Origin of the sequence: Streptomyces sp. NPDC006259, assembly GCF_042870975.1 — a bacterium.
Lineage (GTDB): Bacteria > Actinomycetota > Actinomycetes > Streptomycetales > Streptomycetaceae > Streptomyces.
This window is the reverse complement of record NZ_JBIAHY010000003.1, coordinates 338,603-365,096: the sequence shown is the minus strand read 5'-3', so window position 1 is coordinate 365,096 and position 26,494 is coordinate 338,603. Positions and strand designations below refer to the sequence as shown.

General features: G+C 73.1%; 27 protein-coding genes. 4 read left to right on the top strand and 23 right to left on the bottom strand.

All coding sequences use genetic code 11. The annotated features are described in order from the left end of the window. Positions 1-39: 39 nt before the first annotated feature. Positions 40-696, bottom strand: a complete 657-nt coding sequence (locus ACFYO5_RS13045; protein WP_388707838.1) for a histidine phosphatase family protein — start codon at positions 694-696, stop codon at positions 40-42. Between the two features lie 195 nt (positions 697-891). Between ACFYO5_RS13045 and ACFYO5_RS13040 the strand changes: the two genes are divergently transcribed. Beyond that, positions 892-1,713 (top strand): methyltransferase domain-containing protein, encoded by an 822-nt coding sequence (locus ACFYO5_RS13040; protein ID WP_388707836.1) that lies wholly within the window; start codon positions 892-894, stop codon positions 1,711-1,713. A gap of 43 nt (positions 1,714-1,756) precedes the next feature. Next, positions 1,757-1,927 carry a hydrophobic protein gene (locus tag ACFYO5_RS13035; RefSeq protein WP_388707834.1) on the top strand — a complete coding sequence of 57 codons (171 nt, stop codon included), beginning with the start codon at positions 1,757-1,759 and terminating at the stop codon, positions 1,925-1,927. A 41-nt stretch (positions 1,928-1,968) separates the two neighbouring features. On the opposite strand, the gene ACFYO5_RS13030 is transcribed toward ACFYO5_RS13035, so the two are convergent. The 13 genes from ACFYO5_RS13030 to ACFYO5_RS12970 all read right to left on the bottom strand — a co-directional run bounded on the left by ACFYO5_RS13030 (position 1,969) and on the right by ACFYO5_RS12970 (position 11,978). Beyond that, positions 1,969-2,256 (bottom strand): gas vesicle protein K, encoded by a 288-nt coding sequence (locus tag ACFYO5_RS13030; protein ID WP_356561560.1) that lies wholly within the window; start codon positions 2,254-2,256, stop codon positions 1,969-1,971. Next, complete coding sequence (locus tag ACFYO5_RS13025; RefSeq protein ID WP_356561558.1) at positions 2,253-2,441, bottom strand: gas vesicle protein; 189 nt, start codon at positions 2,439-2,441, stop codon at positions 2,253-2,255. Before ACFYO5_RS13025 ends, ACFYO5_RS13030 begins: the two co-directional genes overlap by 4 nt. After that, entirely contained in the window at positions 2,438-3,304 is an 867-nt protein-coding gene (locus ACFYO5_RS13020; RefSeq protein WP_388707830.1) for a GvpL/GvpF family gas vesicle protein, read from the bottom strand. The genes ACFYO5_RS13025 and ACFYO5_RS13020 overlap by 4 nt, the downstream gene beginning before the upstream one ends. Next, a complete protein-coding gene (locus tag ACFYO5_RS13015; protein WP_388707827.1) occupies positions 3,301-3,666 on the bottom strand; it encodes a gas vesicle protein in 366 nt (121 codons plus the stop codon). Before ACFYO5_RS13015 ends, ACFYO5_RS13020 begins: the two co-directional genes overlap by 4 nt. Then, entirely contained in the window at positions 3,663-4,805 is a 1,143-nt protein-coding gene (locus ACFYO5_RS13010; protein WP_388707824.1) for an SRPBCC family protein, read from the bottom strand. Before ACFYO5_RS13010 ends, ACFYO5_RS13015 begins: the two co-directional genes overlap by 4 nt. Then, the gene (locus ACFYO5_RS13005; protein WP_388707822.1) at positions 4,805-5,467 is read right to left on the bottom strand and encodes a DNA primase; all 663 of its coding nucleotides are present in this window, start codon (positions 5,465-5,467) and stop codon (positions 4,805-4,807) included. Before ACFYO5_RS13005 ends, ACFYO5_RS13010 begins: the two co-directional genes overlap by 1 nt. After that, positions 5,464-5,727, bottom strand: a complete 264-nt coding sequence (locus ACFYO5_RS13000) for a gas vesicle protein GvpG (protein WP_356561548.1) — start codon at positions 5,725-5,727, stop codon at positions 5,464-5,466. Before ACFYO5_RS13000 ends, ACFYO5_RS13005 begins: the two co-directional genes overlap by 4 nt. Positions 5,728-5,756: 29 nt before the next feature. After that, positions 5,757-6,509 carry a GvpL/GvpF family gas vesicle protein gene (locus ACFYO5_RS12995; protein WP_388707818.1) on the bottom strand — a complete coding sequence of 251 codons (753 nt, stop codon included), beginning with the start codon at positions 6,507-6,509 and terminating at the stop codon, positions 5,757-5,759. Continuing rightward, the gene (locus ACFYO5_RS12990; protein WP_356561544.1) at positions 6,506-6,934 is read right to left on the bottom strand and encodes a gas vesicle structural protein GvpA; all 429 of its coding nucleotides are present in this window, start codon (positions 6,932-6,934) and stop codon (positions 6,506-6,508) included. Before ACFYO5_RS12990 ends, ACFYO5_RS12995 begins: the two co-directional genes overlap by 4 nt. 59 nt (positions 6,935-6,993) lie before the next feature. Then, complete coding sequence (locus tag ACFYO5_RS12985; RefSeq protein WP_388707815.1) at positions 6,994-7,380, bottom strand: gas vesicle protein; 387 nt, start codon at positions 7,378-7,380, stop codon at positions 6,994-6,996. A gap of 104 nt (positions 7,381-7,484) precedes the next feature. Continuing rightward, positions 7,485-8,387 (bottom strand): non-homologous end-joining DNA ligase, encoded by a 903-nt coding sequence (ligD, locus tag ACFYO5_RS12980; RefSeq protein ID WP_388709205.1) that lies wholly within the window; start codon positions 8,385-8,387, stop codon positions 7,485-7,487. Between the two features lie 80 nt (positions 8,388-8,467). Continuing rightward, complete coding sequence (locus ACFYO5_RS12975) at positions 8,468-10,324, bottom strand: transketolase (protein WP_388707813.1); 1,857 nt, start codon at positions 10,322-10,324, stop codon at positions 8,468-8,470. Positions 10,325-10,328: 4 nt separating this feature from the next. After that, on the bottom strand, positions 10,329-11,978 hold the full coding sequence (locus ACFYO5_RS12970; protein WP_388707810.1) for an FAD-dependent oxidoreductase: 1,650 nt from the start codon (positions 11,976-11,978) through the stop codon (positions 10,329-10,331). A 198-nt stretch (positions 11,979-12,176) separates the two neighbouring features. On the opposite strand from ACFYO5_RS12970, the gene ACFYO5_RS12965 reads away from it, so the two are divergent. Together ACFYO5_RS12965 and ACFYO5_RS12960 are read left to right on the top strand one after the other, a co-directional pair. Continuing rightward, positions 12,177-13,130 carry an LLM class F420-dependent oxidoreductase gene (locus tag ACFYO5_RS12965; RefSeq protein ID WP_356561537.1) on the top strand — a complete coding sequence of 318 codons (954 nt, stop codon included), beginning with the start codon at positions 12,177-12,179 and terminating at the stop codon, positions 13,128-13,130. A 128-nt stretch (positions 13,131-13,258) separates the two neighbouring features. Beyond that, entirely contained in the window at positions 13,259-13,609 is a 351-nt protein-coding gene (locus ACFYO5_RS12960) for a VOC family protein (protein WP_356561535.1), read from the top strand. Positions 13,610-13,654: 45 nt separating this feature from the next. Here the strand turns inward: ACFYO5_RS12960 and ACFYO5_RS12955 are convergent, their stop codons facing one another. The 9 genes from ACFYO5_RS12955 to ACFYO5_RS12915 form a co-directional block, all read right to left on the bottom strand. After that, a complete protein-coding gene (locus ACFYO5_RS12955) occupies positions 13,655-14,269 on the bottom strand; it encodes a GNAT family N-acetyltransferase (RefSeq protein ID WP_388707806.1) in 615 nt (204 codons plus the stop codon). Positions 14,270-14,289: 20 nt separating this feature from the next. Further along, complete coding sequence (locus ACFYO5_RS12950) at positions 14,290-14,550, bottom strand: DUF1049 domain-containing protein (RefSeq protein ID WP_356561531.1); 261 nt, start codon at positions 14,548-14,550, stop codon at positions 14,290-14,292. 243 nt (positions 14,551-14,793) lie between these two features. After that, positions 14,794-15,717: an LD-carboxypeptidase gene (locus ACFYO5_RS12945; protein WP_388707803.1), complete on the bottom strand. Its 924-nt coding sequence runs from the start codon at positions 15,715-15,717 to the stop codon at positions 14,794-14,796. Then, positions 15,714-17,666, bottom strand: a complete 1,953-nt coding sequence (locus tag ACFYO5_RS12940) for a prolyl oligopeptidase family serine peptidase (RefSeq protein ID WP_388707801.1) — start codon at positions 17,664-17,666, stop codon at positions 15,714-15,716. The genes ACFYO5_RS12945 and ACFYO5_RS12940 overlap by 4 nt, the downstream gene beginning before the upstream one ends. An 11-nt stretch (positions 17,667-17,677) precedes the next feature. After that, positions 17,678-18,982 (bottom strand): M20/M25/M40 family metallo-hydrolase, encoded by a 1,305-nt coding sequence (locus tag ACFYO5_RS12935; protein WP_388707798.1) that lies wholly within the window; start codon positions 18,980-18,982, stop codon positions 17,678-17,680. Next, positions 18,975-19,808 (bottom strand): M55 family metallopeptidase, encoded by an 834-nt coding sequence (locus tag ACFYO5_RS12930; protein WP_388707796.1) that lies wholly within the window; start codon positions 19,806-19,808, stop codon positions 18,975-18,977. The genes ACFYO5_RS12935 and ACFYO5_RS12930 overlap by 8 nt, the downstream gene beginning before the upstream one ends. Before the next feature lie 602 nt (positions 19,809-20,410). Beyond that, positions 20,411-21,136, bottom strand: a complete 726-nt coding sequence (locus ACFYO5_RS12925) for a class I SAM-dependent methyltransferase (protein ID WP_388707793.1) — start codon at positions 21,134-21,136, stop codon at positions 20,411-20,413. 160 nt (positions 21,137-21,296) lie between these two features. Next, entirely contained in the window at positions 21,297-23,801 is a 2,505-nt protein-coding gene (locus ACFYO5_RS12920) for a SpoIIE family protein phosphatase (protein ID WP_388707790.1), read from the bottom strand. A 142-nt stretch (positions 23,802-23,943) separates the two neighbouring features. Next, complete coding sequence (locus tag ACFYO5_RS12915; protein WP_388707787.1) at positions 23,944-26,358, bottom strand: MFS transporter; 2,415 nt, start codon at positions 26,356-26,358, stop codon at positions 23,944-23,946. Positions 26,359-26,494: the final 136 nt, after the last annotated feature.

Below are 26,494 nucleotides of genomic sequence, written 5' to 3'. Positions count from 1 at the left end.
CGGCAAACCGTTATCGGCGCGGTCCCCGCAGGTCGCGGCTCATCCGGCCGGGTCGAGCGGCTCGCCGGCCGGCCCGCCCTCGCCCGCGGGTGCCACGGTCGCGCCCGCCCAGGTCAGGGCCTTGAATCCGTCGGACGGTGAGCCGTCGAGGACGATCACACCGGTGTTGGCGAGACGGTGGGCGGCGGCGAAGGGCACGTCGACGTTGAGGGCGCGGGCCACCGTCCAGGCGCGGATCGCGGCGCCGTGGCTGACCAGGGCGACGGTGCGGGCGCCGCTCGCCGCGGCCTCGGCGACCACGGCGTCGTAGCGCTCGAGGAACTCGGTGCCGCTCTCGCCGCCCGGCATGCGCAGTGCCAGGTCCCCGGCCGCCCAGGCGAACACCGTGCGCATGTACCGCTCGCCCTCCCGTGACTCGCCCGGCAGCAGTTCGAGGTCACCGGCGGAGATCTCCCGGATGCCGTCGCGGACCAGGACGTCGAGGCCGCGGGCCGCGGCCAGCGGCGCGGCGGTGAGCCGGGTCCGCACCAGGGTGGAGGCGTAGAGGGCGTCGATGTCCTCGTCGGCGAGGGCCTCGGGCAGGGCCGCGGCCTGCCGCTCGCCGAGCGCGGTCAGGCCGGGGCCGGGGACGGCGGTGTCCAGCAGGCGGGCCACGTTGGTCGGAGTCTCGCCGTGACGGACCAGCAGCAGACGCATGCGCTCACCCTCCGGTGTCGTGCCGCCCCGCGCGGGATGTCGGCCCCTGAAGGGTACCCGCCCAGACCTGACGCTCCGTCATTCCACTCTGCGGGACGAACTGTCTCAGCATGCGGTTGCGCACGTACGGTGACGGACATCAGGCCCCGGGCTCCGCCGAGTCCGGGGACCGGGTCGTCGAGAAGGGGCTGAGCCATGCCGGGAGCACGGGAGACCGCCGTCTACACGCACGGACACCACGAGTCGGTGCTGCGGTCGCACACCTGGCGGACCGCCGCCAACTCGGCCGCGTACCTTCTCGGTGCGCTGGAACCGGACATGCGGGTCCTGGACATCGGCTGCGGTCCGGGCACCATCACCGCCGACCTGGCCGCCCTGGTCCCCGACGGACACGTCACCGGCGCCGACCACGCTCCCGGCATCCTGGAGCAGGCGCGGGCCACGGCCGCCGCGCGCGGCCTGACCAACACCGCCTTCGTGGTCGCCGACGTGCACGCCCTGGAGTACCCGGACGACACGTTCTGCGTGGTCCACGCCCACCAGGTGCTCCAGCACGTCGGCGACCCGGTGCGGGCGCTGCGCGAGATGCGGCGCGTCACCCGGCCCGGCGGATACGTCGCCGTCCGCGACGCGGACTACGCCGCCATGACCTGGTACCCGGCCTCGGCCGGCATGGACGACTGGCTGGACCTGTACCGCACGGTGGCCCGCGCCAACGGCGGAGAACCCGACGCCGGTCGCCGGCTGAAGTCCTGGGCGCGCGAGGCGGGCTTCACCGACATCACGGCCACCTCCGCCACCTGGACGTTCAGCACCGTCGAGGAGCGGGCCTGGTGGAGCGGCCTGTGGGCCGACCGCACCCAGGCCTCCGCCTACGCGGAACGCGCCGTCGAGGGCGGGCACGCCGACGCCGGACGGCTGACGGCCGTGGAACGGGCCTGGCGGGAATGGGGAGAGCGTCCGGACGGCTGGTTCGCCGTTCTGCACGGAGAGATTCTGTGCAGAAAGGACGCCTGAATCGCGCATTCGGGGAAACCCGGACAGCAGGAGGTTCGAAACTATGGTTCCCATCCTGCTGGTACTGCTTCTGGTGCTGATTCTTTTCGGTGCCGGATTCGCGGTGAACGTGCTTTGGTGGATCGCTATCGCGGTTCTCGTTCTCTGGCTCCTGGGATTCCTGATGCGCGGAACCACCGCGGGAGGAGGCCGGGGTCGTTGGTACAGGTGGTGAATTGACCCCGGGAACGCTTCACCGGCGTCCTGCCGGACGCCTCATTCCCGGGGCAGCAGCGGTCCGAGCGGCCCGAGGTCCAGATTCAGGTCCTCGGGCCGCAGTCCGTAGCGCTCGCGCAGTTCGGTCATCCGGTCGTCGAGCAGCATCAGCGTGAGCCCGATCCGCTCCTCCTGCTCCTCGGACAGGTCGCCCTGGTCGAAGCGGCGCAGCGCCTGCCGTTCCATCAGCTGGCGCAGCAGCTCGACGACGGTGAGGACCAGCTTGATCAGGTCCCGCTCGACCGTGTCGGGTTCGAGGTCGACATGACGCTTGCGCTGCGTGGTCACGAAAGCTCCCTCCAGGGCGACGGCACGTTCTCGTTCACGGAGCTGATCAGGGCGTTGAGATCGATGCGGACCAGGTCGACGTCCGCGATCCGCAGGGTGATGTCACCGGTGATGACGACTCCGCCCGCCAGCAACCGGTCGAGCAGGTCGACGAGGGCGACCTCCCGGCGCTCCACGACGGTCATGAGCCCTCCTCCCCCGTGTTCCCGGTACTCCCCGCGCCCTGCGCGCCGCTCGCCCCGCCCCGCGCCCCGGCCTGAGTGCCGCTCTCCGTGCCCTCGGCCGCCGCGGGCTCCACGAAGGAGTAGGCGGCCCAGGGCCCGGTGAGTTCCACGCGCATTCCGGGTTCCTCGCCCTTCGTGCGGTCCACGATTTCCACGAATTCCTCGGACGTGGCGCGTGGAACCAGATAGGCGGCATTCAACACGTTCTGTCCGGCCGCCCGGGAAAGGGCCGAGTTCTGCGGTGCGTGCAGACGGGCCGAGTCCGCGTGTTCCGAGAGGAGGGTGTGGAGTCGGCCCGCGAACCGCTCCGCCCGCTGCCAGGTGTCCTCGTGCGCCCTCACCCGCATGCGCCGCTGCCGCAGGTAGTCGCGGCCGGAAACCGGCTTCGCCTCCGCGGCGTCCGGGCCGGCCGTGTCGTCCTGGCCGGTGGGCTCCACGTAGATCTTCACACCCCACTCCACGCGCCCGTCCAGCCGCTCCAGGGTGCGCAGGAAGACCTCCTCGCGTTCCTCGATCATCACGCGGACGCCGCTGTCGTCACGGAAGACGGTGCCCAGCCGCAGCGGCAGCGGCGTGGTGACCGCGGTCAGCGCGTCGATGACCTGCTGGTGGCCGCGCGCGGTGGCGGCGAGCCAGTCCAGGTCCTCCAGATGGGCGCGGAGCGGCTCCTCGGCGAAGTCCCGCTCCGGCACGTCGCTGACGACGGCGATCAGGCCGTGGTGGTGCAGCATCTTGGCCGGTGCGCCGGCCACGCCCGTCAGCTGGGCCTGGAGCGGCGCGCCGAAGGGCCGGCAGACGGCGTAGACGTAGCGCAGTCCGGTCATGGGGACTCCTCACGGGCGGGGGCGGGCGCGGGGTCCTGCGCGCGGGAGCGGCGCGGCTCGAGTTCCTCGAGCCGGGCCAGCCGCTCCCGCAGCTCGGCGTTCTCCCGGGCGAGCTGGTCGCGTCCGGCACGGGAGGACAGCGCGGGGTCGTCCTCCCACCAGTCGATGCCCATCTCCTTCGCCTTGTCGACGGAGGCGACGATGAGGCGGAGCTTGATGGTGAGCAGTTCGATGTCGAGCAGGTTGATCCGGATGTCACCGGCGATGACGATGCCCTTGTCGAGGACCCGTTCCAGGATGTCCGCGAGGTTGGCGCCGCCGCTCTGGCCGTACGGTTCCGGCATCCGGCTCGGCACGCTCATCGACGGCTCCCGTCCTCGTCGTACGCGCGCTCGTCCTCGGCCTCGGCCTCGTCGGCCTCGTCGGCCTCATCAGCCTCCTCGTACTCGGCGTCGGGCTCGTCCTCCTCCTCGGTCCCCTCGACCTCGTCGGCCTCGTCGTACTCGGCGTCGGGCTCGTCCTCGGGCTCGGCGTCCTCGTCGTACTCCGCCTCCGGCTCGTCCTCGTCGTACGCCTCCTCCTCGGGCTCGGCGTTCTCCTCGGAGTTCTCGGACTCGCTCTCCTCCTCGGCGAGGGCGTCCTCGTGGGACCGGACGACCTCGCCGTCGCGGATCTCGCCGCGCCAGCCGTCGTCCACCTCTCCCTTGAGGGTGACGAACCGGGCGTAGTTCTTCAGGTCGAGGCGGGCGCGGCGGCCCTGGGCCCGCCAGATGTTGCCGGTCTTCTCGAACAGGCCGGTGGGGTAGTACTCCACGACCAGCAGGACGCGGGTGAGGTTGTCGGCGATCCGGTGGAAGGAGACCACGCCCTTGGTGGTGCCCTTGGCGCCCTCGGACGTCCAGGAGATCCGGTCGTCAGGGACCTGCTCGGTGGTCTTCGCCTTCCAGCTCCGGTTCGACCAGAAGACCTTCAGCTGCCAGTCGCTGGTGGTGTCGTCGGCGCGGCTCGCGCTCTTGACGCCCTTGGCGAAGGTGCTGAAGTCCTGGTACTGCGTCCACTGGTCGTAGGCGGTGCGCAGCGGCACGCCGACGTCGATCTGCTCCATGATGACGGTGGGCTTCTTGCCCGATCCGCCCTTGCTCTTGCCCTTGCCGCCGCCCAGGTTCTTCAGGGCGCCGGTCACCTTGTCCTTGGCGCGCGAGGCGCCGAGTTCGAGCGCGGTGCGCACGGGGCCCTTGCCTTCGGCGATCTTTTTGCCGCCGTCCAGCGCGAGCTTGGCGAAGCCGGGGCTGTTGCCCTCGGCGATGTCGTTCAGCTTGACCGTGGTCTCGCCGAGTTTGCGGCCGACACCGGCCAGCACGCGCTCGGTCTGTGCGGCGAGGTACTCCTGCACCTCCGCCTTCAGCCGGTCGGCGGCCTCGCTCTGCGCGACCCCTGCCAGCGGGTTGCCGCCGGCCGCCTTGCCCGCCGTGGACGTGGCCGATCCGAGGGTCTCGGTCATCACTCACCGCCTTCCTTCGGCCGCCGTGCCCGCGACGCGGTCCTCGCGGCCGTTTCACGGCCGGACGCGGCGGTCTTCTTGACCGGCGCCTTCCTGGCCGGTGCCTTCTTCGCGGCCTTCTTCGCCGGTGCCTTCTTCGCCGCCGTCTTCTTGCGCGGACGCTCCTGCGTCTCCTCCTCGGCCGCCTCGCCGTCTTCGGCCCCGTTCTCGGCCGTGCCGTTATCCTCGGCCTCGTCCTCGGCGTCCTCGTCCTCGTCGCGCTCGTCACGCGCGGACTCCGGCTCGTCGTACTCCTCGTCGGTGTCCTCGTCCTCGCGCGACCCGCCGCCCGGCATGTCGGGGACGACCCCCTGAAGCTGGTCGCGGACCTGACCGGTACGGCTGTGCAACCGGTCCGCGAGGGCGTTCATCTGGCGTTCCACCATCGCGCCGGAGGCCGCCTTGCCGACACCTCGCAGGTCCTGCCGCAGCTCGTCGCCGAGCTGCTTGAACTGCGGGTTGTCCTTCAGCTGCTGGGACACCAGGTCCGCCAGGGCGCGCGGGGTCAGGTTCAGCCGCTTGCCCGCGACCATCGAGCCCACGGCGAACGCCAGTTTCATCTTCTTCGTGCGCCCCAGGAGGTATCCGGCCCCTATCGCGAGGCCCAGTCCCACTCGGTTCATGATGCCGTCCCGTCGTCGGTTCCCGTGCTCGTGCCCATGGCGATGTCCAGCCGGTCGAGGAGTTCGTCCTCCATCCGGTCGAACTCCTCCTCCGTGATCTCTCCGGCTTCCAACCGCTCCTCGAGCTTGGAGAGTTCGGCCCTCACCGTGGCGGGGTCGTAGTAGATCCGCTCGGCCTCACGAACGACCTGCTGGATCACCCAGCCGCTGCCCCGCACCGGGGCGAACGGCAACAGCAACACCTCCGAGATCAGGCCCATCTCCTTGGCTCCTTCGCTTCTGTGCTCCGCTACTCGGCGGCCGGCACGGCGGGCTTCGCGGGGCCGGGCTCGACGAAGCTGTACGGCGGCAGCGGACCGTTGACCCGCACCTCCAGGTAGGACCGGCTCTCGCGGATGCCCTCCGCCGCCTCCAGGAAGCGCGCGGCCTCGTCGCGGTCCACGAGGAACGAGACGTTGGCGAGCCAGCCGGTCGACTCCGGACCCGCCTCGACGGCCGCCGCGAGCGGTTCCAGCACCCGCTGGATCTCCGCCGCGTCCTCCGCCTCACGGGCCTTGACGGCGGCCGCCACCATCTCGCCGAGCTGGAGCTTCTGCTCGTAGGAGCCGCCTCCCGCCTGCCGGTTCGCCTCGGCCAGCGCGCGCAGCTCGGGGCTGTCCGCCATCACCTGGTGCAGCACGGCCTCCTCCACATGGGAGGCCTTGACGTTGTACTCGACCTTGTTGTCGAGAGCCCGCAGCCGCTCCGCGTAGTGCTCGGCGCGCTCGGTGAGGACGCCCGTGACGGCGTCGTCGTCGGGGGCGACGCTGCCGAACCGCATCGGCAGCACGCAGCCCTCCGCCCCGATCTCGCCGAGAACGGTCTGGTGCGCGAGGAGGTCGCGGCGCTTGGGCCGCAGGTTCTCGGGGGCGTCGCTGACGACGGCCGCGAGGTCCCCCGCGCGCAGCACCCGCACGGGCAGGGGAGGCTCTCCCACACCGTTCAGGCCGTCCGGAAGGGCGGGGTGCGAAGCGGCGGTGATGCCGTAGACGTAGGTGCTCACTCCTGCTCCTCCTTGCGGCGCGCGGAGGTCGCCTTGCGCGGACGCGGCCTGGACTCGGTCTCGGCGCCCTCGTCACGGGCCTGCTTGAAGGCGCCGGAGATGGTCTCCGCGGCGCCGGACAGGGCGCCCTTGGACTTGCCGCGGGCGCCGGACTCGGTGACGTCTCCGACGATCTCGGGCAGGCCGGGGCTCTTGCGCGGCCCCGCCTCCAGGTCGAGACGGTTGCACGCCTCGGCGAACCGCAGATAGGTGTCGACGCTGGCGACGACCACCCGTACGTCGATCTTCAGGATCTCGATGCCGACCAGGGAGACTCGTATGAAGGCGTCGATGACCAGCCCCCTGTCGAGAACGAGTTCCAGGACGTCGTAGAGGCCGCTGGAGCCACCTCCGCCGCCGGACTGTTGTGCCGGGACCACGGTCATTCGACCGCACCTCCTTGTGATGAGTGGTATGGGATCCGTGCCGTGAAGCGGCGAGCGGCCTACCGGCCGCCGGACCTGTGCGCGTCGGCCCGCCCGCGTTCGTACCGACGAACGCGGCGGTAGCCGGTCAGCCGGCCCTCCGGGTCCAGTTCGACCTCATAGGTCGCCATGAGGCTCATGGTGTCGGGCACCCGCTCGAGTTCGAGGACCTCGACCTCCAGGGACCAGCCGTCCTCCGTCTGCGCGAAGGACGACACGCTCTCCGCGGTCATGCCGGTCAGCTCCGCGAGCTGGGCGCGCGCCTCGCGCAGCACATCCATGGGGCTCGGCCGGTTGTCCGTCACGGTCTGGTCCTCGCCGTCGGGGTCGTCGTCGTCAGGGGTTTTCGGGGCGTTTCGTGAAGTGTGTGTTCCGGTTGTGGTCTTCGTGTTCTTCGTGTTCGGCATGGCCACCTCTTCCTTCGTGTGGCCGCAAGGACCATGGCCAAACCTTCACAGGCGTACGCGTCCGCCGCGCCGGCCGGACGGCCTGCGCACGGACGATGTGTGCATCAGCCACGCAGCGCGTCGAGGCGGCGCCTGGCGGGCCCCAGGGCACGGCCGCGGGTGCCCAGCCCCGACCACGGATCGGTGCGGGCCTGCTCCACGGCGTCGGCGATGGTCCAGCGGCGCGGCCCCAGGCCGGGGTCGTCGAGCTGGTCCCAGCCGATGGGCACGGCCACGGGGGCACCGGGAAGGGCCCGCACGGCGTAGGGGGCGACCGCGGTCTGCGCGTAACCGTTGCGCTGCACGTCGAGGTAGAGCCGCCCGCCGCGGTCCTTCTTGCGGGCGGCGGTCGTCAGGTCGTCGGGGTGCTCGGCGGCGAGCAGGTCGGCGGCGTCCCGCGCGAAGGCGCGCACCTCGTCGAAGCCGTGCCGTCCGTTCAGCGGGACGACGACGTGCAGTCCCCGTGAGCCGCTCGTCATCAGGGCGGACGGCAGCCGCACCTCGTCGAGCAGCTCGCCCAGCCGTCGGGCCGCCTCGCGCACGGCGTCGAAGTCGTCGCCGGAGGGGTCCAGGTCGAAGACCATCAGGTCGGGGCGGTCGACCCGGCCGGCCCGCGACAGCCAGCGGTGCGGGGTGAGGCAGGCCTGGTCGGCAAGGTACACGAGGGTGGCGAAGTCGTCGCACACGGTGTGCAGGACGGTGCCGTCCTCCTTGGCGACCTCCACCCGGCTGATCCACTCCGGGTAGTGCTCGGGGGTGTTCTTCTGCATGAACCGGGGTCCGCCGACGCCGTCCGGATGCCGTTCCAGCATCAGCGGCCGGCCGCGCAGCTGCGGCAGCATGAACGGGGCCACCGCGCGGTAGTACGCCACCAGGTCGCCCTTGGTGTACTCCGTCCCGTCGGCACCGGCCGGGAACAGCACCTTGTCCGGCCGGTGCACCTCGACGGTGCGGCGTCCGGCCCGCACGGTCGCGCCACCGTGACCCCCCGGACGAGCGCCGTCGCTCCCCGCGCGGCCGCCGTCCTTCCCCGCGCGGCCCCCGTCGCTCATGGCAGGACCGCCGTCTCCACCAGCAGCCGGGCGGAGGCGGCGATGGAGTCCGCGTCGATGCCCGCCGCGTGCAGCTGCTCCTCGGGGCTCGCCGAACCCGGCATCGTGCGGACGGCCAGTCGCACCAGGCGGGGCACGGGACGCCCGTCGGTGAAGGCGTCGAGGACCGCGTCGCCGAGGCCGCCCTCCTCGTGGTGGTCCTCCACGGTCAGGAGGCAGCCGGTCTCCTCGGCGGCCCGCCGCAGGGTGTCCCGGTCGACCGGCTTGACCGAGTACAGGTCGATCACCCGGACCGCGATGCCCTCGGCGTCGAGGGCGTCGGCGGCCTTCAGCGCCTCGTGCAGGGTGACACCGGCCGCGACGACGGTCAGCCGGTCGCCGTCGGAGGAGCGCAGCACCTTGCTGCCGCCGACCGGGAACTCCTCGTCGGGGCCGTAGATCACCGGGCTCGCGCCGCGCGAGGTGCGCAGATAGCGGATGCCGTCGAGCCCGGCCATCGCGGCGACCAGCCCGGCGGTCTGGTTGGCGTCGCAGGGGTACAGGACGGTGGAGCCGTGCACGGCCCGGAACATCGCCAGGTCCTCCAGGCCCATCTGGGAGGGCCCGTCCTGCCCGACGGCCACTCCGGCGTGCGAGCCGACCAGGTTGATCCCGGCGCCGCTGACGGACGCCATGCGCACGAAGTCGTACGCCCGGGTCAGGAAGGCCGCGAACGTGGAGGCGTACGGCAGCCAGCCGCGGGTGGCCATGCCGACCGCGGTGGCGACGAGCTGCTGTTCGGCGATATGGCACTCGAAGAACCGCTCGGGGTGTTCCTTGGCGAAGGACTCGGTGCGGGTGGAGTCGCCCACCTCGCCGTCGAGCGCCACGATGTCGCCGCGGGCCGTGCCGAGCGCGGCGAGGGCCTGCCCGAAGGCGTCGCGGGTGGCGACGCCCTCCTCGGGGTCGCCCTTCTCCCAGCGGGGCAGGTCGAGACGGCCGGTGGGCACGGAGTGCAGCATGCGGGTGACGGGCGGCTCGTGCACCTCCACCCGCAGGTCACGGAGTCCGCCGAGTTCCGCGATCGCCTCGTCGGCGTCCGGCAGCGGCTTGCCGTGCAGGCCCTCGCGGTCCTGGACGGCCTCGACGCCCCTGCCCTTGAGGGTGCGGGCGAGGATCGCGGTGGGCTGTCCCCTGGTGGAGAGCGCCTCGCCGTACGCGCGGTCGACGGCGTCCACGTCGTGCCCGTCCACCTGCACGGTGTGCCAGTCGAAGGCCTGGAAGCGGCGGGCGTACGCGTCGAGGTCGTGGCCGTGCCGGGTGGGCCCGCGCTGGCCGAGCCGGTTGACGTCGACGATCACCGTGAGGTTGTCCAGGTGCTCGTGGCCCGCGTGTTCGGCGGCCTCCCACACCGAGCCCTCGGCCATCTCGCCGTCTCCGCACAGCACCCACACCCGGTGGTCCCCGTGGTCCAGCCGGCTGCCCGCGAGGGCGATGCCGACACCGACGGGCAGTCCCTGGCCGAGCGAGCCGGTGGCCGTCTCCACCCAGGGCAGGCGCCGTGGGGTGGGGTGGCCTTCGAGGCGGCTGCCGAGTCCGCGGAAGGTGAGGAGTTCGTCGTCGTCGATGGCTCCGGCCGCCTTGTACGCCGCGTACAGCAGCGGGGAGGCGTGGCCCTTGGAGAGGATGAAACGGTCGTTGGCCGGGTGGGCGGGGCGGTCGAAGTCGTAGCGCAGGTGGTTCGCCAGCAGCACGGCCATCAGATCCGCGGCGGACATCGAGGACGTCGGGTGCCCGGAGCCGGCGGCGGCGCAGGCACGGACACTGTCCACCCGCAACTGCTGGCCGAGTTCGGTGAGTTCGGCGGTGTCCATCGGGTTACCGGCCTCCTTCCCGAGGCGCGGGGCGCGGCTGGTTCTTCGCGGGCTCCGAACCGGGCTGGTTCTTGGCAGGCTCAGGACCGGGCTGGTTCTTCGCGGGCTCCGAACCGGGCTGGTTCTCCGCCGGCTCCGGACCGGGCTGGTTCTCCGCCGGCTCCGGACCGGGCTGGTTCTCCGCGGGTGCCTGCCCCGGCCGGTTCCCGTGCTTGGCCGGCTCGCTCCTCACCGGCTCCGGAGTCGGCGAGGTGATGGTCCGCGAGGTGTCCTCGCCGCCACCCCCGCCGACGGCCTTCTGGCCGCCGGCGGCGGCGCCAGGCCTCGCGGACGCCGTCTGCCGTTCCCGCCCGTCCGGCAGCCGCGCCAGCTCCGGCGACGCCGTGTCCAGCGGTACCGACGAGGACCGCACGAGTCCCAACTGGACGGCCTGGCGCGGCAGTACGGCGTCCAGCAGCCAGTCGGCCGCGACCCGCACGCGGTTGCCGGGCATGGCGGCCAGGTGGTACCCGCGGGTGACCGCGCCGGCGACCGGCCCCGACAGCGGGACGCCCAGCGGGTTGGCGGCGGCCTCAATGCCACCGAGGTCGACGACGAAGCCCATGTCCTTGTGCCGGTAGGGCCGCAGCTCGCGACCGGTCAGTGAGGCGGCGATGTTGTGACCGGCGACCTTGCCTTGCCGCCAGGCGTGCTGCGCCGTCATCGGCGTGTACGCCCCCGGCTTCTCCAGATCGGGTACGGCGGCGGCGTCACCGCACGCGAACACCTCGGGCCTGCCGGGCACCTGGAGGGTCGGCTCGACGAGGAGCCGTCCGCGCTCCATGGGCAGTCCGAGGGACTCCGCCAGGGGGTCGGGCCGTACGCCCACGCACCACACCAGGGTCCGGGTGTCGACGAACTCGCCGTCGGTGAGCAGGACCCCGTCCGCGGTGGCCTCCTTCACGGAGGTCCCCATCCGCACGTCGACGCCACGTTCGCGCAGCACCCGGCCGGCGGTGCCGGAGAGCCGCTCGTCCAGTTCGGGCAGGAGCCGGTCGGCCACGTCGAGGAGCAGCCAGCGCGGCCGTACGTCCTTGCGGAGGGGGTGGGAGCGCACCAGCGCGTCGGTGAACAGCTGGCCCTGCGCGGCGACTTCGGTGCCGGTGTAGCCGGCGCCGACGACCACGAACGTACAGCGTGCCGAGCAGAGCGCGGCGGAGTCGGAGGAGGAGGCCAGTTCGACCTGCCGGGTCACGTGGTCGCGAAGGTAGAGCGCCTCGGGCAGGCCGCGGAAGCCGTGGGCGTGCTCGGCGACGCCCGGGATGGGCAGCAGCTTGTTGACGCTGCCCGCGGCCAGCACCAGCCGGTCGTAGCCCAGGGTGCCCGACTCGCCCTCGGGGCCGGTGTAGTGCACCGTGCGCCCGTCGAGGTCGACGCGGCCGGCCTCGCCGAGCACCAGCCGCACGTCCGGCAGGGTGCCGGCGAGGGAGACGGTGACCCGGCGCGGTTCGAGGATCCCGACGGCCACCTGCGGCAGCAGGGGCAGGTACAGGAAGTAGTCGGTCGGGTTCAGCAGGGTGATGTCGGCCCGGCCGCGGGCCGCCCGCGCCAGGGTGCGGGCCGTGCGGTATCCGGCGAAGCCGGCTCCGACGATCACGATGCGGGGTCGACTCACGTTCGCCTCCGGTGGCCCCACGCCGCGCGGGCCGCGGGGAAGTGTGTCGTACGGGGGTTTACGCGTCCCCCCGGCAGGGCCCGCCAAACGTGTGCCGGGTCCCCTTGGTCCCGCGTCGCCGCCCGGTTTCCGGCCCGCCCGCGGGGTAACCCGGACCGCGACCGCCCACCCGCCGCACCCCCCAGCGGAGGTACCTCCATGCCCGAGTACGGCTATTTCCTGTCCTGCGAGGAGTTCGGCCCCGCGGACCTCGTCGAACAGGCGCGGATGGCCGAGCAGGCCGGATTCACGGCGCTCTGGATCTCCGACCACTACCACCCGTGGAACGACGCACAGGGCCAGAGCCCGTTCGTCTGGTCGGTGATCGGCGCCCTGTCGGAGGCGGTGTCGCTGCCCATCGAGACGGCCGTGACCTGCCCGACGGTGCGGATGCACCCGGCGGTGGTGGCGCAGGCCGCCGCGACGAGCGCGGTGATGACGCAGGGCCGCTTCCGGCTCGGCGTCGGCTCGGGCGAAGCCCTCAACGAGCACATCCTGGGCGACGCCTGGCCGCCCACGCACGTACGCCTGGAGATGCTGGAGGAGGCGATCCAGATCATGCGGCGGCTGTTCACCGGCGAGGAGGTCAACCACGTCGGCACCCACTACACGGTGGAGAACGCCCGCCTGTACACGGTCCCGGACGAGCCGGTCCCCATCGACATCTCCGGATTCGGCCCGAAGGCCACGGCGCTGGCGTCCCGGATCGGCGACGGCTACATCACGATGATGCCGCAGGAGCCGATGGTGGAGCAGTTCCGCAAGGGCGGCGGCGGTGCCAAGCTCGTCAGCGGCGGCACGAAGGTCTGCTACGGCCCCGACCGCGACGAGGCCGTCCGCACGGTCCGCAGGCTCTGGTCGAACCAGCTGCTGCCCGGTGAGATGGGCCAGGTGCTGCCCACGCCGAGCCACTTCGAGCAGCTGGAGCCGCTGGTCACGGAGGAGATGGTGGCCGAGAACACGGTGTGCGGCGACGACGTGGAGGACCATGTCGGCGCGCTCAAGGCGTTCGCCGACGCGGGCTTCGACCGGATCTACGTCAACCAGATCGGCCCCGACCAGCGCGGCTTCTTCGACTTCTACCGCACGAAGGTACTGCCCCAACTCGCCTGAGCCTGCCGGCCTTCGGGCGGGCCTGCCGACCGGTAACGCGGGCGGGAGCCGGACGGCCACGGCGTGCCCAGCGAGGGACCGGGGGAAGGGATCTCCGTGTGCCGGCCGGCCCAACTAGGCTTCCCCGCATGAACATTCTGGGAGCCACCCTGCGTGTCTGCGTCGACGACCTGGAAGCCGCCGTCCCGTTCTACGAGCGCCTCTCGGGCACCCCGGCGCTGCGCTTCGGGCGCGGCGGCGTGCAGGTCGCGGCGGTCGGCTGCTTCCTGCTGATGAGCGGGCCCGCGACCGAGCTGGAGGTGCTGCGCAAGGTCGCGGCGACGATCGCCGTGACGGACGTCGACGAGGCGCGCAAGACGCTGGACGAGCTGGGCGCGGACATCATCGCGGGCCCGGTGGCGACCCCGGCGGGCCGCAATCTGATCGTGCGGCATCCCGACGGCGCGGTGTACGAGTACGTGGACCGCCGCCCGGCGTGAGGCTGACACCGGATCAGTGGCGGCCGAGGGCGGCGGCGACGAAGGTCAACCGGCAGGGCCGACGGACCTCGGGAGGCGCGGGCCGCCCGGAGAGTGTGGGCTGCCCGGAGAGCGCTGGGTGCGCATCTCGGCGGTGAGCGCCCACCGCTCGTGGTCGCGCCAGTCCCCGTCCAGGTAGATCATCTTCGGGGAGAAGCCCTCCAGGCGGAAGCCGCAGGCCCGCGCGAGGGCGATCGAGGCCGCGTTGCCGGGCTGCACGTTGATCTCCAGCCGGTGCAGCCGCATCGGCCCGAAGGCGTGCTCCACCACCAGGTCGAGTCCCTCGCGCATCAGTCCGCGGCCGGCGGCGTGCGCGAAGGCGCCGTAGCCGAGCGCGCCGCACTGGAAGCCGCCTCCGACGATGTTGTTGATGTTGATGAACCCGGCGACGGCCCCGTCGTCCAGGTCGCACACGAGGAATCCGGCCTTCGTGGGGTCCTGGATCAGCCGTCCCGCGTACGCCCGGTACGCCTCGGCGGTGGCGGGCGGGAACAGCCACGGACGGTGCAGGTCCTCGCTCTCCCGCACCCGGGCGGTGAACTCGTCCGCGTCGGCGTGGGTGAAGTGGCGTATGCCCACGCGGGGGCCCTCGGCGAGGTGGCGGGACGTGGTGTGCGGCATCGGGCCAGGGTACGACGGGGTCAGCCGCGCCGTCTGACGACGTACGCGCCGCACAGCGCGCCGACGACCCCGGTGGCGAGCATCGCCGTCCACAGCGGCACCGTCACCGTCACCTCGGGGACCAGCAGCCTGATCCGCGTGGCGCCGGTGTTCTCGAAGATGAAGATCAGGGTGAGGACGGTGAGCGCCAGCACGGTGATCCGGGCGGGCGCCTGCGCTCCGTCCGCTCCACCGGTCTTCCCGCCGCTCTTTCCGCCGCTCTCGGAGGTCATCGGGCTCATACGACCAGGGTGGGCCCGCGGGCGCCCCCGCGCGCGGCGAGGCCTGCCCACGGGTGACGCGCCGGGCGCCCGCGTCAGCCGGAGGTCGCTCTCCGCACGGGCCGCCCGCGTCAACCGGAGGTCGCTCCCCGCACGGCTGGCCGGTCGCGCGGGTGAGCGCGTGGGACGGCCCCACGCGTGGCGGCCGTCCCGCGCGCCGGCGTGCGGGACGGTCCTCCCGACGCACGGGCCGGGGCCCGTGCGTCAGCTCAGCGCGGGTGTGTCGAGGGTGAGCGTGCCCGCGTCCGCGTCGAGTTCGGCGGCGACCCCGAAGGGCACCGTCACGGCTCCGTCGCAGTGGCCGAAGCCGAGTTCCTCCACCACCGGCACGCCGAGCCCGCCGAGCCGGTCGGCCAGGACCGGCCGCAGCTCCTCGTAGGGCCCGCACTGCGCCCAGGACCCCAGCGCGATCCCGGCGACGCCGTCGAGCCAGCCGGTGCGCAGGAGTTGGGTGAGCGTCCGGTCGACGGCGTACGGCCGCTCCCCCACGTCCTCCAGGAGCAGGAGTCCGCCGCGGGCGCCGGACCGGGTGTGGGGGGTGCCGTACCCGGTGGCCAGCAGGGCGAGACAGCCGCCGAGGGTGACGCCGCGGGCGCGGCCGGGGGCGAGGGCGGTGCCGGCGGAGGCGAGGGTGCGGACGGTCTCCGGGGCGAACAGGGTGGCCCGCAGATGTTCCTGCGCGCGGGCGTTCTTCACGAAGTCGACGCCGGCGGCGACCGGGCCGTACAGCGTGACCAGGCCGAGGCGGACGGCGAACGCCTCGTGCAGGGTGGTGCTGTCGCTGAAGCCCAGGAACACCTTCGGCCCGGCGGCCCGCATGGCCTCCCAGTCGAGCAGGTCGACCATGCGCTGGGCGCCGTAGCCGCCGCGCGCGCAGATCACCGCGTCCACGGACGGGTCGCACCAGGCGCGCTGGAGGTCGGCGGCCCGGTCGGCGTCGGTTCCGGCCAGGTAGTCCACCTCGCCGTGCCGGTCCAGGACGTGGGGTGCGGCGTAGGGGTCGAGGTCCCAGCCGCGCAGCAGGTCGAGGCCGGCCTGGAGCCGTTCCTCGAGGACGGGACCGCTGGGCGCGACGATGGCCACCCGGGCGCCGGGGGCGAGCCGGGGCGGCCGCAGGAGTCGCTTCACTTCGTCAGCTCCAGGAGGGGAATGCCGGGCGTGCTCAGCCCGAACACCTGCGCGTACAGGGAGAGTTCGGCCTCCAGGGCGCGTACCACCGTCTCGGCCCGCCGGAAGCCGTGCCCCTCGCCCTCGAAGGCGAGGTAGGCGTGCGGGATCCCGCGTCCCGCGATGCGGGCGAGGAGCCGTTCGGCCTGGGCGGGCGGACAGATCACGTCGTCGAGGCCCTGGAGCAGCAGGAACGGTACGTCGATCCGGTCGGCGTGTTCCACGGGTGAGCGTTCCGCGTAGCGGGCGGGCACCTCGTCCAGGGGTCCGACCAGGGTGTCGAGGTAGCGCGACTCGAAGTCGTGGGTCTCCCCCGTCGCCCAGGCAGCGAGGTCGAGGACGGGATAGATGATCGTGCCGCAGGCGTAGACGTCGGTGCCGGCCAGCGAGGCGGCGGCGGTCCAGCCGCCGGCGCTGCCGCCGCGGATGGCCAGCCGGTCGCGGTCGGCGGTGCCCTCGTCGGCGAGGGCGAGGGCGACCGCCGCGCAGTCCTCGACGTCGACCACACCCCACTGCCCGCGCAGCCGGTCCCGGTACTCGCGCCCGTATCCCGTCGATCCCCCGTAGTCGACCTCGGCGACGCCGATGCCGCGGGAGGTGAAGTAGGCGATCTCCAGGTCCAGTACGAGCGGTGAGCGGTCGGTGGGCCCGCCGTGCGCCCAGATCACGTACGGCGGCAGCTCGGCGCCGGGGGCGACGCAGCCGGGGTTGTGCGGCGGGTAGACGTGGGCGTGGATCTCGCGGCCCTCGGGGCCGGTGAAGGCGCGGATCTGGGGCTCGGGGTAGTGGGCCGGGTCGACGGTGTCGTCGTGTGCGGCGCCGATCACGCGGGCGCGGCCCGTGCGCGTGTCGAGTTCGACCACCTCGTAGGCGCTGCGCGGGCTCGCGCCCACGGCGACGACTCGCTCGCCGTGCACGGCGAGGGTGGAGGCGAACTCGGTCCAGGGTCCGGCCACGTCGACGACCTCACCGGTCTCCGGGTCGAGGACGCCGAGCACGGCGGCCCCGCGACCGTGCACGACGGCGACGAGCCCGTCGGCCAGCGGGGCGAACCAGCGGTGACCGAGCTTCCAGAGGGCTCCGCCGAACTCCTCCTCGCGCGGACAGACCGGGTGGTGGTCCCGGTACAGGTTCCACCAGCCCATACGGTCGCTTGTATACAGTAGACGGCCATCCGTCGACCAGTCGACCTGGGCGATCGACTCCTCCGGCCCGCCGGCCACCACGACCGGGGTGCCGAACGTGCCGTCGGCACCGACCTCGGCGACCAGGGCCTCCGTCCCGTCCCAGGGCATCCGCGGGTGGTCCCAGGCCAGCCACGCGGCCCGCCGTCCGTCGGGCGACAGCCGGGCCCCGGTGACGAACCGCCGCCGATCGTCGGTGAGTTCGCGCACGGCACTGCGGTCCGCCGCCGCCGAGCCGTCCAGCGGAACGGCGGCCGACACCCGGCGCACGTCGGTGGGGCCCTCCCCGGTGAACTCCTCCAGCACGCACCAGACCTCACCGCGCGCGAGCAGCACCTGCGGATCCGCCCAGCGCAGCCCGCCGCCCACCGCCGACACGGGGGTCAGCGGCCGGGGCTCGCCGCCGGGCTCGTAGGCGTACAGCCGCTGGTCGGCGAAGTGCACGAAGACCACCAGGGTCCGGCCGTCGCGCACCTGCCCCGCCCAGGGCTGTCCGCCGTACTCCAGGACCCTGCTGCGCACGTTCCACGGGGCCGGCAGGACGGACTCCTCGGTGCCGTCCGCGCGCCGTCGCACGAGGGTGCGCCGGCCGCCCTCGGCGGGACGGGGCGCCGTCCACCACACCTCGTCGCCGACGAAACCGACGTACTCGGGACGCCCGTCGTGCGCGGCGGCGAGACGCGCGTCCAGGGGGGAGGGCCAGGCTCCGTACGGCAGGATCTGCACGTCTGTCTCCTCTAGGCCGTGCGCAGGAAACGGTCGAGGACGTCGACGCCGAAGTGCAGCGCCTCGACGGGCACTCGCTCGTCGACACCGTGGAAGAGAGCCTGGTAGTCGAGGCCCTCCGGCAGCTTCAGCGGGGCGAATCCGTAGCCGGTGATCCCGAGCCGCGAGAACTGCTTGGCGTCCGTGCCACCGGACATGCAGTACGGCACCACGTACCCCTCCGGCGCGAACTCCTCGACGGCCGCCCGCATCCCGGCGTACGTCGGCGAGTCCAGCGGCGCCTGGAGGGCGACCTCGCGGTGCTCGAACTCCCAGCTCACGTCGGGCCCGGTCAGCGCGTCGAGGGTGGCGCGGAACTCGTCCTCGCAGCCCGCGAGGTACCGCCCGTCGACGTACGCCACGGCCTCCCCCGGAATGACGTTGATCTTGTAACCGGCGTTCAGCATGGTCGGGTTGGCGCTGTTGCGGACGGTCGCCTCCACCAGCTTGGCCGCCGGGCCGAGCTTCTCCAGCAGGCCGTCCACGTCGTCCGGGCCGGCCTCGATGCCGTACAGGGCGGCGAGTTCGGTGAGCGCGGCCGACACGGTCGGGGTGAGCCGCAGCGGCCACTCGTGCTCGCCGATGCGGGTGATCGCGGCGGCCAGCCGGGTCACCGCGTTCTCCCGGTTGACCTTGGAGCCGTGGCCCGCGCGTCCGCGCGCGGTCAATCTCAGCCAGCCGGTGCCGCGTTCGCCGGCCGCGATGGGGTAGATCTGGTGCCCGGCGCCGTCGTGGAAGGTGAACGCCCCCGACTCGCCGATGCCCTCCGTGCAGCCCTCGAAGAGGTGGGGGTGCCGGTCCGCCAGGAACCCGGAACCGTCCTCGGCACTGGCCTCCTCGTCCGCCGTGAACGCGATGACGAGATCGCGTCGGGGCCGGACGCCCTGGCGGGCCCAGCCCCGCACGACGGCGAGGATCATCGCGTCCATGTTCTTCATGTCGACCGCACCGCGCCCCCACACGACGCCGTCGCGCACCTCGCCCGAGAAGGGGTGCACGCTCCAGTCCGCGGCCTCGGCCGGCACCACGTCCAGGTGACCGTGGACGAGCAGCGCGTCCGCGGACGGGTCGGTGCCCTCGATGCGGGCGACCACGTTGGTGCGGCCCGGGGTGCGTTCGAGCAGGGTCGGCTCCAGGCCCGCCCCGGCGAGCCGCTCGGCCGCGTACTCGGCGGCGGGCCGCTCGCGGCAGTCGCCGCCGCCCCGGTTGGTCGTGTCGATCCGGATGAGATCCGAGGTGAAGCGCACGACCTCGTCCCTCGCCTGCCCGTCAGCCATACTGCTCCTCCACCGCGGCCGAGACGATCGTCGTGACCGCCTTGAACGTGCGAATGCCCTCGTACATGGTGTCGCTGCTGTAGGCGACCCGGCGTTCCCCGGTCCGCGCCACGCCCGGCACCACGGTCGCGGCCATCGCCAGGTGCTCGGCGTCGAACTCCACGGCGACGGTGAACGGACCTGCCGCGACCGGTTCCTGACGGACCGCCAGCACGGTGGCCTCCCTGGCCGCCGCCCGGATGTCGGCGGCGGTCCTGGCGGGCGTCCGGCACACCGCCGCGTACCGCGACACATGGTCCTTGACGGCCACCTTCAGCGCCTCGGGCGCGTACCCGAGCGCGTCCTCGCAGGCCACGTCGTCACCGGTGACCAGCACCACCGGCACCCCGTACTCGGCGACGACCCGCGCGTTCAGCAGTCCCTCGCTCGCCCGCACGTCGTTCAGCCACACCCCGGTGATGGAGTTGGCGAGGTAGGTGTGGGCGAGGACGCCCTCCGCGCCGGCGCCCGCGTGGTAGCCGACGAACGCGATGCCGTCGACGTCGCCGTGCTGGACGCCCTCCACCATGGACAGCGACTTGTGCCGACCGGTGAGCAGCTGCGCCCGTTCGTCGAGCCGCTCCAGGAGCAGGTTGCGCATCGTCCAGTGCGCCTCGTTGATCAGGACCTCGTCGGCACCGCCGTCGAAGAACCCGAGGACGGCCGCGTTGACGTCGGAGGTGAACAGCGCCCGGCACCGCTCCCACTGCGGCGTCCCCGGCAGCACGTCGGCCGGCCAGGTGACGCCGGTGGCGCCCTCCATGTCAGCGCTGATCAGGATCTTCATACCCGCGTCCGTCCTCTCCCGGAAAACCCCCTGAGCTTAACCGTCCCCCCGCGCCGGAGGTCGGACGTACCCCCAGCGGTACGACCGGCAGGGGGTCGGAGCGCGAGGCTGTCCCCCGGCAGCCGAGCGGGCGGTTGCGGAGACCCGGCCCCGGCAGCCGAGCGGCCCGTTCGAAGGGCCCGGCCCCGGCGGCCGAGCGGCCCGTTGCAGGGACCCCGCCCCGGCGGCCGAGCGGCCCGCTCGAAGGACCCGGCCCCGGCGGCCGGCAGGCCCGCGGAGACGCGGCGCCCACCTGCGACGCCGGGGCGAGGCCGGCACCCGGGCCTGGTTCTGGTACCGCAGGTGCCGCTCGGGGCGCTCTCGGCCCGGCATCGACGCGCGCCCGGCCCTCACTCCACCCGCCCGCCCGCCCGTCCGCGTCCGCCCCGTCGCCCACCGGGCCGGCCCGAGCCTCCCGGCGTCGGACACGGGAAACCCCCTCCCACCCGGTTCAGGCCGCCACGGCGGCGGCAGCCCGCTCCGCCCCGGACAGCAGGTCCGGAACCTCACCGCGGGCGCCGGCTGGCGCGACGGGGCCAGGAGTCACCGCCGTGCGACCGCGGTCAGCCCTCCCGGCCCGCCAGGATCCACCTCGACGGCAGCTCGATCCGGGTGCCGTCGGGGGCGAACTCGGTGGTGGTGAGCGGGAGTTCGCCGGAGGCGAGGACGGTCAGTCCGGCGGCGGCCAGATACACCGGTACCGCGTCGTCGGCGACCTCGCCGGGCGCTATGCCGTGCCGGAAGACCGGTGCGAGCTTCGGCGGAGGACCGTCGGGGCCCTGTGCGAGTCCGCCCAGGACGGGCCGGGCGGCCTCCGACAGCTCGACCAGGAAGGCCCGGCCGCGCTCCCCCAGCAGCACGGCGATCCCGTCGACCAGGGGCTGCCGGTCGCCGGGCTCGCACTGGTGCAGGACGCCCCTCATGTAGACGTTGACGTCGCCGAGTTCGGCGTGCAGCATCTCCGCCTCACCCCTCTCGGCCGCGTCCAGCAGCCGGTACGCCGCCTGTCCGGCGGGGTCGGCACGACGGGCGTGGTCGAGCGCCGCGGCGGACAGATCGGCGCCGATCACCTGCGGGAAGCGGTCGGCCAGGAAGCGGGTCTGGGTGCCGTTTCCGCAGCCGAGGTCCACCAGCGGCAGTGCGTGATCGAGCAACCGCGGCTCGAAGAAGGCGAGATGGCGGGCCGCCGTCACCGCCGGGTCCGCGTCCCAGAACACCGCCCCCACCTCGCCCGGGGCCTCTCGCCAGAAACCCTCCCAGGCCGCCCGGTACCGACTCGTCACGCTCATGCCAACTCCCCAGGGTGCGACACCGGCCCGCCGTGAGCGACGGGCCAGTACGGTGTATCGCTCCCCCGGTGGCGCGGACAAGCGCCGTACGCGTTCCTTCACGCCTCGTTCGGTGGGCGTGCGCCGTTGTGCGCCTTTCGCGCCCCCCGGAGGACGCCGGTCAGCGCCCGGGGAGGGCCAGTTCGAACCAGACGGACTTGCCGACGGCGTTACGGCTGGTGCCCCACTCCCGGGCCAGCGCGCTCACCACGCTCAGCCCGCGCCCGAACTCGTCGCCGGGTCCGGCGCTCAGCAGGGTCGGCAGCTCGTGGTCGTCGTCGTCCACCTCGCACAGCAGCGCGTCCCCGCGCACCAGCCGCAGGGCCACCGGCCGGCCGTGCGAGTGCCGTACGGCGTTGGTGACCACCTCGCTGACCATCAGCTCCGCCGGGTCGGCCAGTCTCGCCAGCCCCCAGGCACGGAGCTGTTCGCGGATCACGGCGCGGGCCCGGCCGACCTGGGCCGGTGCGAGGGGGAAGGTCCATTCGGCGACGTCGTCGGGTGCGATGCCGTTGAGGCGGGCCATCAGAAGGGCCACGTCGTCCTTGCGGCCACCGCTGGTGTTGAGGGCGCGGATGATGGTGTCGCAGGCGTCGTCCATCGAGGCGGCCGGATGGGCGGCCGACTCGCACAGGGTCGCCAGGCCCACGCCGATGTCCACGCCGCGCATCTCCACGAGTCCGTCGGTGCACATCACCAGCCGGTCGCCGGGCGCCACGCGCACGCGTACCGCCTCGAAGGGCACCCCGCCGACGCCGATGGGCGCGCCGGTGGGCAGGGTGAGCAGTTCGCTGCGGCCGCCGTCGGCGCGCACCAGCACGGGTGGGATGTGGCCCGCGTTGGCGAGGTGCAACTCGCTCGCGATCGGGTCGTAGACGGCGTACAGGCAGGTCGCGAGGTAGCTGTCGCCCAGGCGCTGGGCCAGGTCGTCGAGGTTGCGCAGGAGTTGCGCGGGAGGCAGGTCGAGGGCGGCCATGGTCTGCACCGCGGTGCGCAACTGGCCCATCATGGCGGCCGAGTTGAGGCCATGGCCCATCACGTCGCCGACGACGAGCGCGGTGCGGGCGCCGGGCAGCTTCACGGAGTCGAACCAGTCGCCGCCGACCCGCCCCAGCAGGGTGCCGGGCAGATAGCGGGTCGCGATGTCGCAGCCCGCCATGCGCGGCGGGATGTGCGGCAGCATGCTGTCCTGGAGGGTCTCGGCGACGCTCTCCTGGTAGGTGTACATGCGCGCGTTGTCGAGCACCAGGCCCGCGCGGGCGGCGAGTTCGGCTCCGGTGACCCGGTCCATGTCGTTGAACTCGGCGCGCTCGGGGTGGCGCAGCAGGATCATGAAGCCGAGGACCACGTTGCGTGCCTTCAGCGGGACGACGAGCATCGAACGGCCCGTGATCAGGGGCCGGATGTCCCGTTTCTCGAACTGCGAGGCGATGGCGTGGCCCAGCTGCTCGCTGATGCGCGGCACGAGGACGGGTTCGCCGCTGGTCATGCACTGGAAGAACGGGGTGTGCGCCGGAAAGGGCATCGCCTCGCCGACCGGCACGACGTCGTCCCAGCGGCCGGGTTCGTCGGTGTGTTCCAGCGCGACCCGGTGCCACATGGTCGTGGTGTCCGGCACCCCGTCGGGGAACCCCTCGCCGGCGACGACCTGTTCGCGCAGGTAGGTGCCGGCGACGTCGGTGAAGCGCGGCACCACGGCCCTGCTGACCTCGCCGATGGTGCGGGTCAGGTCGAGCGAGGTGCCGATCTTCCCGCTGACCTCGTTGAGGAACTCCAGGCGTTCGCGGACGGCGACGTACTCGAGGTCCTCGCCCTCGTCGTCGGCGTCCTCGGGCAGGGGTCGGCCCGCGGCCGCGGCTCGGGCGGCCCGCTCGCGGCGGGCCCGGCGCTCGACGCGCCGGGCGACGCCCCAGTCGGGGGTCACGGGCACCCGGTCGTTCTGGCTGAACTCGAGGACCGGATAGCCGAGTTCGAGCATCTGCGCGACGATGCGGGCGCTCTGGCCGACGCTCATGCTGGGCAGGATCTCGGGGAGCCGGCGGGCGAGGTCCTCGGCGCCGGGGAAGTCGGTGTGCAGGGCGAAGCCGGGCGCGATGCGCTGCGGGACGAGCGGACCGTCGTCCCGATCGGGCTGGTGCAGGGCCTCCGCGTCGGCGGCCAGCACCAGGAGGCGCTCGCTGCCCGGTCCGACGAGCGGGTACGCCCACCACAGCACGTCGACGCGGTTCCTCCCGCATCCCGAGGGCGCGAGACCGTGCGTCCCGTCCCGCTCGGGCACGGTCAGCCGGGCCCGCCCGGCGGCCGGGTAGCCCAGCCCGCCGTCGAGGGAGGTGCCGAGCCCGGGTCCGAGGCCGTCGTCGGGCGCGTACTCCTCGTACGGGGGGCCGTCGTCGATGTCGGGGAGGGCGCCGGAGACGGGGAGCAGGTCGATGGCGGGCCGGCCGATCGCCTCGTCCTTCGGAACGCCGAACAGCCGACGGGCGCCGCTGCTCCAGTGCGAGACGAGACCGGCCCGGTCGACGACGACCACGGCGAGCGGGACGCGTCCGCTGTCCGCGGGCTCCGGTGGCGCACCGCTTCCGGCTCCGCGGCTGGGAGGTGTGCCCCTCTCGGTGCCACGGTCCATGGCCCAGACCCTCTCTCCCCAGAGCTGCTCAAGATCTGCCCGGCAGGCACCACCGTACGGCGCCCGCCGCTCGGGATGTGCGGCAATTCTGGAATTGGTTTCACCGAGGAAGTGCTGGGTAACGGCCTTTCCCGGCGTCTTCTCAGTCCTCGTGGCCCAGTTGCAGATCACGCTCCGTGCGCCCGCCGCCGGCCAGGTGCAGCACGGTGGCGACCGGCGGGTAGCCCGCGGCGATGACGGTGTACTCGCCGGAGGCCAGGTCGACGAAGCGGAAGGTGCCGTCCGGGCCCGTGGTGAGGGTGTCCACCACGTTGCCGGCGGCGTCCAGGAGGGTCACGCGCGCGTCCTCGACGGACCTCCCGCCGGTGGCCCGGACCGTGCCGCGCAGCACGGCGCCGCCGGCCAGTTCGACGTCCTGGCGGGTCTCCCGGGAGGCCTGCACGGAGACGGGCAGCGCGGCCGGGCGGAAGGCGGGGGCGCTGGCGGCGAGGGTGTACTCGCCGGCCACCAGCTCGGTGATGACGTAGCCGCCCTCGCGCCCGCTGCGGGTACTGGCGACGACCTCGCCGTGGACGTTGGTGAGGGTGACGGCGGCGTCCCGCACGGGTGTGCCGTCGGCGGTGAGGACGGCACCGGCGAGGCGTCCGGCGCCGCCGAGGACGACGTCCAGCTCGACCGGGCGCTCACCGACGGTCACCGCGACGGCCTGCGGCTGGTGCCCGCCGGCGGCGGCGATCAGGACGTACGCGCCGGAGCCGGGCGTGGCCAGCTCGTACCGTCCGTCCTCGCCGCTGGCGCCTCGCCCGATCTGCCGGCCGGCGACGTCGATCAGCGTGAGCGCGGCGCGCGGCACGGCGGTGCCGTCGGGGTGCTGGACCGTGCCGCAGACGGGGATGCCGGCGGTGTGCGCGACACGGGCGTGCGGGACGGGGGTGGTCACGGGCGCGGGTTCCGTTTCGGTGGTGTGGTGGGACACCAGCGGTTTCTCCTTGAGGAAGAAGGCGAGGACCAGGCCGAGGGCGAGCACCGGCACGAGGTACAGGAAGATCCTCGGCATGGCGTCGGCGTACGCGCCGACGTAGGCGTCGCGCAGCGCCGGGGGCAGGGTGTGGACGAGCTGCGGGGTGATCGACTCGGGGTCGGGGAGGCCGGCGTCCGCGCTCGCGGGGAGGCGCTCGCGCAGGGAGTCGGTGAGCCGGCCGGCGAAGAGGGCCCCGAAGACGGCGGCGCCGACGCTGCCGCCGATCTGGCGGAAGTAGGTGTGGGCGCTGGTGGCGGTGCCGAGGTCGGCGGGGCGCACGGAGTTCTGCGCGGCGAGGACGAGGACCGGCATCACCAGGCCGATCCCGGCGCCGAGGACTGCCATCCAAAGGCTGTAGTGCGGCCTGGGCGTGTCGGCGTCGAGCCGGGACAGCAGCCACATGCCGAGCACGGCGAGGGCGCCGCCGAGGACGGGGTGGAGGCGGTAGCGGCCGGTGTGGGTGATGAGTTGTCCCGAGACGACGGAGGCGATGACGATGCCGCCCATCATGGGCAGCATGAGCAGCCCGGACTCGGTGGCGGAGGCGCCGTCGACCATCTGGAGGAAGGTCGGCAGGTAGCCGGCGGCGCCGAACAGGGCGACGCCGATCACGAGTCCCACGAGGCTGGTGAGGGTGAAGACGGGGTCGCGGAACAGCCGCAGCGGGATGAGCGGTTCGGCGGCGAAGCGCTCGGCGACCAGGAAGAGGGCGGTGGACAGGACGGCCCCCGCGGCGAGGCAGAGGACGACGCGCGAGTTCCAGGCGTGCTCGGTGCCGCCCCAGCTGGTCAGCAGGACCAGGCAGGTGGAGGCGGCGGCGAGCAGCAGGGTGCCGAGCACGTCGAAGCGCGGCCTGGCGCTCGGCCTGGGCAGGTGGAGGACGACGGACACGACGGCGAGGGTGAGCAGGCCGAAGGGGACGTTGACGTAGAAGCACCAGCGCCAGGACAGGTGGTCGGTGAAGTAGCCGCCGAGCAGTGGTCCGGCGACGGAGGCGAGGCCGAAGGCGGCGCCGATGAGGCCCATGAAGCGGGCGCGCTGCCGGGGCGGCACGATGTCCGCGATGATCGCCTGTACGCCGATCATGAGCCCGCCGGCGCCGACGCCCTGCACGGCGCGGAAGGCGATCAGCTGGTCCATGGTCCGCGCCCGTCCGGCGAGCGCGGAGCCGACGACGAAGACGACGATCGCGAACTGGAAGACGCCCTTGCGGCCGAGGAGGTCGCCGAGTTTGCCGTAGACCGGCAGTCCGATCGTGGCGGTGAGGAGGTAGGCGGTGATCGCCCAGGACATCCTGTCGAGGCCGTGCAGTTCGCCGACGATCCTCGGGAGCGCGGTGGCGACGATCATCTGCTCCAGCGCCGCGAGGAGCAGCGCGAGCATGAGTGCGAAGAAGACCCACCGCACCTGGCGCGGGCTCGGTCCGGCGGGCCGGGACTCCTTGGGCGCGGGCGCGGGGCGCGGTGGAAGTGCCGTCACCGGTGCGCCCGGCGATCCGTCGCGCAGGTCTTCCCGCACCGCAGTGGTCCCGCCCACCTGCCGCTCCCCTCGTCGCACCTGCCGCACAAGTCCCGCGTGAAGCGACAACTCCGAGCAAGAGCGACGAGTTACGGCGCCAACCCGGTCCGAAGCGAGAACCACTCGAACCGGTGAGGTGGAGCAACGGTCAGGA